This window comes from Mesorhizobium sp. M4A.F.Ca.ET.020.02.1.1 (assembly GCF_004022645.1).
Lineage (GTDB): Bacteria > Pseudomonadota > Alphaproteobacteria > Rhizobiales > Rhizobiaceae > Mesorhizobium.
On the sequence record NZ_RZOI01000317.1, the window covers coordinates 1 to 6,559 of the forward strand.

Here is a 6,559-nt window from a genome sequence, read left to right on the forward strand (position 1 = left end):
CAGCGGTACCGGCCTCGTAGAGCTTCACCGGCACGCCCTGTTCCAACAAATGAACGGCCGCCGCCAAGCCGACAGGGCCGCCGCCGATAACGGCGACCGGGAGATCGTTCTGCTCGCTCATGCTCCCACCTTCCATAATTCCGGGATTATCGAAATATCGGGCAAAAAATCATGCCGCCACCTCTCCCGTGGCGGGGTTGCAGGCGGCGTCGGCGCAGCATTCGTCGGCGAGGAAGCCGATCAGATCGCGCATGATCGGATAGTTGGCGCGGCAGATCAGCGTCCTCGCCTGCCGCTCCTGACTCACCAGCCCGGTCAGGATCAGCCGGTGCAGATGATGCGACAGCGTCGAGGCGGCGATGCCGAGGCTTTCCTGCAGATAGCCGACCGGCCGGCCGGCCTCTCCGGCCCTGACCAGGATGCGATAGAGATTGAGCCGCGTCGGATTGCCGAGCGCTTCCAACTGCTTTGCTGCTTGTTCGAGTTTCATGGAAATATGGCTATGCCAGGTTGGGCGGCGCCGTCAAGGGAATTTCGAACATTATGGAAATATGCAGGTAGCAATCCGCCCAACGCCAACGCGGCTGGCCTGCAGATGATATAGGCTATCATCAATCAAGACGGAGGCATGGTCGCCGATCCTGCGCATGGGCTTCGGCGGCGAGTGAACATGGAAAGCGAAGGCACAACCATCGTCCTGGGCATCCCAATTCCGTCCATCGATCCGGTGTTTCTGGGAGTTGTAGGTGTCCATATTCTGTTTGGGCTTGCCGCCTTGACCACCGGCGCTGCCGCGATGTTCGCCCAAAAGGGGCGCGGCCGGCACTCGAACTTCGGCAGCATTTACTTTTGGTGCCTGTTCGGCGTGTTCGTGTCTATGAGCGCCTTGTCGCTCCTGCGCTGGGCGGAAAACTACCACCTGTTCGCGCTGGGATGCATTTCTTTCGCATCTGCCTATTTCGGGCGCATGGCCGCCCGACGACACTGGCGCCAATGGCCCAGGCTGCATCTCACCGGCATGGGGATGTCCTACGTCGTAATGCTTACCGCATTTTACCTCGATAACGGCAAGAACCTGCCCTTGTGGAGGGAGCTTCCAACTATTGCATTTTGGGTTCTGCCCAGCGCGATCGGAATGCCGATAATCCTCCATGCCTTGTTTCAGCACCCGGTCGTCCTGGACTTCGATCGCTCGCGAGCGGCAAGCACCAGATCCGCAAATCCAGACTGAGAGGCGAGCGCCTTTCGGTGCTACGTCAGACGACCCGCTTGCCGTCGGCGCCGATCACCACCTCGCCGTCCTCCTTGGTGAACGGGCCGATGTCGGGATTGGACAGGATGTCGAGCACCGCTTCCGACGGCCGCGCCAGTATCGTGCCTTTCGGCGTCACCACGATCGGCCGATTGATCAGGATCGGATGCGCCAGCATGAAATCGAGGATCTCGTCGTCGCTCCATTTGGGATTGCCAAGATCGAGCTCGGCATAGGGCGTACCCTTTTCGCGCAGCAGCTGGCGCGGCGTCATCGCCATGGCGGCGATCAGCTCGACGAGCTTTTCGCGCGACGGCGGCGTCTGCAGATATTCGATCACCTCGGGCTCCTCGCCCGACTGCCGGATGATCGCCAGCGTGTTGCGCGAGGTGCCGCAGGCAGGGTTGTGATAGATGGTGATGGTCATTCGGCGGCTCTCATCTCAGGTTTCGGTTCAGCAAGCAGCCAGCCGGCCAGCGCCAGCGCAAGCAGCGCGCCTAGCAATTCGGCGACGATGAAGGCGGGGACGTCGAGCGGCCGGATGCCGGAAAAGGTGTTGGAGAAGGCGCGTGCAATGGCCACTGCCGGATTGGCAAAGGAGGTCGAGGCCGTGAACCAATAGGCCGCGGTGATGTAGAGCCCGACCAGCCAAGGAATGGCATCGCCGCGAAAACGCAGGCCGGCGAGAATGGTGAAGACCAGCCCGAAACTCGCAACCAGTTCGGCGATCCACTGCCCCGCCCCGCTCCGCACCGTCGTCGACAGTTCGACGAGAGGCAGGCCGAACATGGCATGCGCGACGACCGTGCCGGCGAGGCCGCCGAGCAACTGGGCGACGACATAGCAAAGTGCGGCATGCCAGCTGATCTCGCGCCTCAGCCCGAACACCAGCGTCACGGCCGGATTGAAATGGGCGCCGGAGATCGGGCCGAGGACTGTGATCAGCACCACCAGGATAGCGCCGGTCGGCAGCGTGTTGCCGAGCAGGGAAAGCGCGACGTCGTCGGTGAGACGATCGGCCATGATGCCCGAGCCGACGACGGCTGCGACCAGCATGGCGGTGCCGAGCGCCTCGGCGGCGAGACGGCGGGGAAGATCGACAATCATGGGCGGGTCCGCATGTGTTGGATTGCTAGCATTTGCAGGTCACGGCCTGGAGGACCGGCTGGCAGAGTTCCGGCGCGCCGCTGCAGCAATCCTCCATGAGATAGGCAAGCAGGTCGCGAAAGCCGGTCATGTCGGCGACGTAGCGGATCACGCGCCCTTCTCGCGCCGCGCGGACCAGTCCGGCATGGTCGAGCACCTTCAAATGCGCCGACATGGTGTTCTGGACGATTTCGAGCCGCGCGGCGATCTCGCCCGCCGGCAGGCCGCCCGCCCCGGTCTTCACCAGAAGGCGGAAAACCTCCAGGCGCGTGTTCTGACCAAGCGCCGCCAAGGCGCGAAGGGCCGCTTCCCTGTCCATCCATATATCCTTAAATCCGGATTTGAGGATGCTTAGTAACGCAACATGACAGACAGATGACAGCGGGCGTGACGAGGATCGGTCGGGTGCACCAATGGAACTCAGAACGTATCGCAGCGACGCTCCACGTCGCGCGCGAACATTTCCCGCTTTTCGTCCGATATGCTGTGAACGGAGTATCGCGACAGGTACAGATGCCGCACGCCCCGGCCGCACATGGTCTTCAGTCCGCGCAGCAGCACCTTCTTTCCGGGGTTCTGCATATAGAGTTTGGTGTACCACCACGGCGACCCGCATGTGGTGACCACGCCCATGCGGCGGATGTTGAGCAGCGCCGGCTTGAGCAGGCCGTCATCCGGCGGCACCTCGTAAGCGATGCCTGGGCGCCACACCCGATCGAAATAGCCTTTCAAGATAGCGGGCATGCCTGACCACCAGGTCGGAAAGCAGAACACACACGCCTCTGCCCACCGCAACGCATCGATATAGAGTTGCAGATCCTTCGGCGCCTGGGTGGGATCATAGTGGCCACGCCATTCCTCGGGCTGCATCGTCGGGTCGAACTTCATCTCGTAGAGGTCAAAGTCGATGACCTCGTCGCCTCTTGCCTTGAGCGTCTTGACGACGCGCTGGTGAAGCGATGCCAAATAACTGTCGGCCGCCGGATGCGCGTAGACTACATTGACCTTCATTGGATGACGCCCTCAAGCCTTCCACCCGAAGCTATTAGTCGAAGCTAATAGGCTTGCCTAGCTGCCGGAGCGCCCCGGCATGCGGCGCCTCCTGCCCGCTTCGACTAGGCCACGCAGATGCCGGGCACCGAGACCTTCTGGAACAGATGCGGCGAAGCCACAGCCGAGGACGGATAGGCCGAGATCTTCGCCCTGAACTGCGGATGGGAGAAAGCGGCGCGGAAGGCGGCGGTCGATTCCCACACGGCATAGTTCAGGTAGGTCGGGCTTTCGCCGATCGCGCGGTGAAGCTGGGTCGAGATGAAACCCGGCTGCTGCTTCATGAAGACAGCGTCGTCCTGCCAGACGTCGAGGAAGGTTTGCTCGTCGGCCTTGTCGAGCGTGAACACGTTCACCAGCACGACGGGGGCGGCGTCGATCGCGACCTGGCGGTCGATCGGGAAAGCAGGGTCGAGGGGGCGCATATGGGTCATGGGAGGCTCCTTCAATTGGTGTTATGATGTCAATCTGTTATGATGCATACATATACATTTGACAACATGATGTCAACATAGATATAAGGTGACAAATGCCCGATACAAAGCGAACACCGACCGGCAAGGCTTTGAGCGATCTCATTCTCGACCTGTTCAGGCTGAACAGCCGCATCAGCGCTGCCGGCGACAGGCTGGTCGCCGATCTCGGCCTGACCAGCGCCCGCTGGCAGGTGCTGGGAGCCATCGTCGCCGCCGAGCGTCCGCAGCCGGTGGCGTGGCTGGCGCGCGATCTCGGCGCCAACCGCCAGAACGTGCAGCGCATCGTCAACGACCTCGAGGGCGAAGGACTGGTCGCCTTCAGGATCAACCCGCATCACCGGCGGGCGCAGCTTGTCGTGCTGACCGACGACGGGCGCGAAGCCTACGACGCGGCCATGCGCCTGCAGGCCCCCTGGATCAACACCCTCGCCGACGGGCTTGCCGTCGAGGACATCAACACCATGCACGGCGTGATCACGGCACTACGCAAAAAACTGGAAGGCAACGATGACGCTGAAGAGCAGGGCTGACCGCTGCGGAACGGTGGCTGTCCCATCCCTTGCTGAGCGCCGCCCTCATCCTGGCGCTGCTCGCTTCCCAGCATCGCCAGCTTTGGACGGCCCGAACCGGCGCACAGTACACCGCGCGGCTGCGTTGCCAAGCGCGGCGATTTCGCGCAACGGTTCCGACAACCGCAATGACCGCAGTAGCCTCACCGATGCCAGTATCCCGTGCCCGATAGCTCAATACTCGTCACCGGAGCGCGCGCGCCGGTGGCGCTGCATCTGACGCGGCTGCTGTATGGCGCCGGACACCGGGTAATCCTCGCCGACACACCTGCCCGCCCGATTGCTGCCGCCAGCGTGGCCTGCGCACGCTACTACCGCCTGCCGCGACCGCGCTTCGAGCCGGCGGCCTACGCCGAGGCGGTCGAGGCGCTGGTGCGCGCCGAAGGGATCGGCCTGGTCATCCCGACCTGCGAGGAGGTTTTCCATCAGGCGCTCGCCTGGCGCGACCGCGCGATCCCGGCGCGCCTGTTCGCGCCCGGCATCGAGTTGCTCGCCGAAGTCCACAACAAACATGCCTTCATCCGGCTGGCCGAACGGCTCGGCCTGGCGGTGCCGGAAACGGTGCTGCTGCAATCGCGCGACGATCTGGGGGCCATGCGCGGCCGCGCGCGCGAATTGGTGTTCAAACCGGTGTGGTCGCGCTTTGCCAGCCAGGTGCTTTTGCGCCCCTCGCCCGGCGCACTCGATGCCGTCAATCCCTCGCCCGCCGCGCCCTGGGTGGCGCAGCGCTTCGTGCCCGGCGAGGAGATCAGCGCCTATGCGGTGGCGCGCGGCGGCAGGCTAAAGGCATTCTCGCTCTACCGATCGCTCTATCGCGCCGGCAAGGGTGCCGGCGTCTTGTTCGAGCCGGTCGAGGACGCGGCCGCGCGGCGGCTGGTCGAGCGCATCGTCGCCGCCACGTCATGGACCGGACAGATCTCCTTCGACCTGATGCGGCAGGCAGACGGAACGGTTCTGCCGCTGGAATGCAACCCGCGCGCCGTCAGCGGGCTGCATTTCTTCCGCGATCCGGCGCGCTTTGCGAACGCGGTGCTGGGAGACGGGCCCGAGGTCAGACCCGATGTCACCGCGCCCCAGACCGCGCGGCTCGCCATGTGGATCTACGGGCTGCCGGCGGCCTTGCGCTGCGGTGGCCTCGGCCGCTTCCGCAAGGCGATGCGTGAGGTCGAGGAACTGCTCGACTGGCCTGATGATCCGGCGCCGGTGAAGGCGCAATGGGCGGCGCTGGGCGAGATCGCAGGCGTTGCGCTTCGAGAGCGCATCAGCCTGCAGGCGGCATCGACGCGCGACATCGAATGGAACGGGCCGGACGAGTGACGTCGGCAGGAGGGCGAAGGAATGCGACGGTCCTTCCGCCTGCCGTCACAGCTCGATCTGATGCACTCTTGGCTCGCTTGCCGCCGGCGGCAGGTTCCCGGCCATAATCGCGGCGATGTCGTGGCGCAGGAAATCCAGCGGACCGATCACCGGCAGCGCCGGCGGGGCGAAACGGGCGTTGTCGCTCGCCGATTTCAGCACGCGGCGATCCTGCTGCAGGGCGACGTTGAACAGCGGCTTGAAGGCAAATGCCTTTATCCTGCCGAGCAAGCCCTGGCGCGGGCCGGTCAACCAGCCGACGCCCTCGACGGTGCGCTCGTCGGCCTGGCGCAGATGGAAGGTGGTGGCGAGGGCCAGCCCATCCTTGCTCCAATATTCCAGTTCGGCGATGCCGGGATGGCGGAAGCGGCCGATTGTTCTCGCGCGCTCACCCTCCAGCAGCCGGCTGATCAGCCCCTGCTGCCGATCCTCGCCGGTGTAGCAGGCCTCGACCCAGCCCTCGCCGCCGGTCACCTCGACGCGCACGAGATGGCGTCGCGAGCTCAGGCCGCGCAGCAGGCCCTTGTGGGTGAAGTGGGTATGGGTGGCATCGAGGATGTTTTCGGCCGCGTCGATCACCGTCGACTGCGTCGAGCTGCGCACCCGCCGCACGACGAGGTCCCGACCCTGCATGCAGTGGAGATAGGGCTCGCCCTGCGGCGTTCCCGACGAGACGAAGACGACGCCGTCGCGCTCGATGACGCCGTAGC

Annotated in this window: 11 protein-coding genes; 3 read left to right on the top strand and 8 right to left on the bottom strand. The window is 64.4% G+C overall.

Annotated features, from left to right (window positions below; translation table 11 throughout):
* The coding region (locus EN742_RS19495) for an FAD-dependent oxidoreductase (protein ID WP_128333165.1) at positions 1-121 on the bottom strand (121 nt) is incomplete at its 3' end.
* A gap of 48 nt (positions 122-169) precedes the next feature.
* Entirely contained in the window at positions 170-490 is a 321-nt protein-coding gene (locus EN742_RS19500) for a metalloregulator ArsR/SmtB family transcription factor (protein WP_128333166.1), read from the bottom strand.
* A 180-nt stretch (positions 491-670) separates the two neighbouring features.
* Here EN742_RS19500 and EN742_RS19505 point away from each other — a divergent pair, with 180 nt between their 5' ends.
* Complete coding sequence (locus tag EN742_RS19505) at positions 671-1,231, top strand: DUF2306 domain-containing protein (protein WP_189375467.1); 561 nt, start codon at positions 671-673, stop codon at positions 1,229-1,231.
* Between the two features lie 25 nt (positions 1,232-1,256).
* On the opposite strand, the gene arsC is transcribed toward EN742_RS19505, so the two are convergent.
* From arsC to EN742_RS19530, 5 genes are all read right to left on the bottom strand, one after another.
* The gene (arsC, locus tag EN742_RS19510) at positions 1,257-1,679 is read right to left on the bottom strand and encodes an arsenate reductase (glutaredoxin) (RefSeq protein WP_127406492.1); all 423 of its coding nucleotides are present in this window, start codon (positions 1,677-1,679) and stop codon (positions 1,257-1,259) included.
* On the bottom strand, positions 1,676-2,359 hold the full coding sequence (locus tag EN742_RS19515) for an MIP/aquaporin family protein (RefSeq protein WP_128333167.1): 684 nt from the start codon (positions 2,357-2,359) through the stop codon (positions 1,676-1,678). The genes arsC and EN742_RS19515 overlap by 4 nt, the downstream gene beginning before the upstream one ends.
* Positions 2,360-2,384: 25 nt before the next feature.
* Complete coding sequence (locus EN742_RS19520; protein WP_127406490.1) at positions 2,385-2,717, bottom strand: metalloregulator ArsR/SmtB family transcription factor; 333 nt, start codon at positions 2,715-2,717, stop codon at positions 2,385-2,387.
* 101 nt (positions 2,718-2,818) lie between these two features.
* Positions 2,819-3,409 (bottom strand): NAD(P)H-dependent oxidoreductase, encoded by a 591-nt coding sequence (locus tag EN742_RS19525; protein ID WP_128333168.1) that lies wholly within the window; start codon positions 3,407-3,409, stop codon positions 2,819-2,821.
* A 104-nt stretch (positions 3,410-3,513) separates the two neighbouring features.
* Positions 3,514-3,882 (bottom strand): antibiotic biosynthesis monooxygenase family protein, encoded by a 369-nt coding sequence (locus tag EN742_RS19530; RefSeq protein ID WP_127406488.1) that lies wholly within the window; start codon positions 3,880-3,882, stop codon positions 3,514-3,516.
* A gap of 95 nt (positions 3,883-3,977) precedes the next feature.
* On the opposite strand from EN742_RS19530, the gene EN742_RS19535 reads away from it, so the two are divergent.
* Together EN742_RS19535 and EN742_RS19540 are read left to right on the top strand one after the other, a co-directional pair.
* Positions 3,978-4,454 (top strand): MarR family winged helix-turn-helix transcriptional regulator, encoded by a 477-nt coding sequence (locus tag EN742_RS19535; protein WP_126055631.1) that lies wholly within the window; start codon positions 3,978-3,980, stop codon positions 4,452-4,454.
* Between the two features lie 201 nt (positions 4,455-4,655).
* Positions 4,656-5,810: a hypothetical protein gene (locus EN742_RS19540; RefSeq protein ID WP_127406487.1), complete on the top strand. Its 1,155-nt coding sequence runs from the start codon at positions 4,656-4,658 to the stop codon at positions 5,808-5,810.
* A gap of 45 nt (positions 5,811-5,855) precedes the next feature.
* On the opposite strand, the gene EN742_RS19545 is transcribed toward EN742_RS19540, so the two are convergent.
* On the bottom strand, positions 5,856-6,559 hold a 704-nt coding region (locus EN742_RS19545; protein ID WP_128333169.1), incomplete at its 5' end, for a (2Fe-2S)-binding protein.

Excerpts from the sequence above, each read along its gene's own strand:
- EN742_RS19520 (WP_127406490.1), bottom strand. The coding sequence starts at position 2,717 with ATGGACAGGGAAGCGGCCCTTCGCGCCTTGGCGGCGCTTGGTCAGAAC.
- EN742_RS19525 (WP_128333168.1), bottom strand. The coding sequence starts at position 3,409 with ATGAAGGTCAATGTAGTCTACGCGCATCCGGCGGCCGACAGTTATTTG.
- EN742_RS19515 (WP_128333167.1), bottom strand. The coding sequence starts at position 2,359 with ATGATTGTCGATCTTCCCCGCCGTCTCGCCGCCGAGGCGCTCGGCACC.
- EN742_RS19535 (WP_126055631.1), top strand. The coding sequence starts at position 3,978 with ATGCCCGATACAAAGCGAACACCGACCGGCAAGGCTTTGAGCGATCTC.
- EN742_RS19530 (WP_127406488.1), bottom strand. The coding sequence starts at position 3,882 with ATGACCCATATGCGCCCCCTCGACCCTGCTTTCCCGATCGACCGCCAG.
- arsC (WP_127406492.1), bottom strand. The coding sequence starts at position 1,679 with ATGACCATCACCATCTATCACAACCCTGCCTGCGGCACCTCGCGCAAC.
- EN742_RS19500 (WP_128333166.1), bottom strand. The coding sequence starts at position 490 with ATGAAACTCGAACAAGCAGCAAAGCAGTTGGAAGCGCTCGGCAATCCG.
- EN742_RS19505 (WP_189375467.1), top strand. The coding sequence starts at position 671 with ATGGAAAGCGAAGGCACAACCATCGTCCTGGGCATCCCAATTCCGTCC.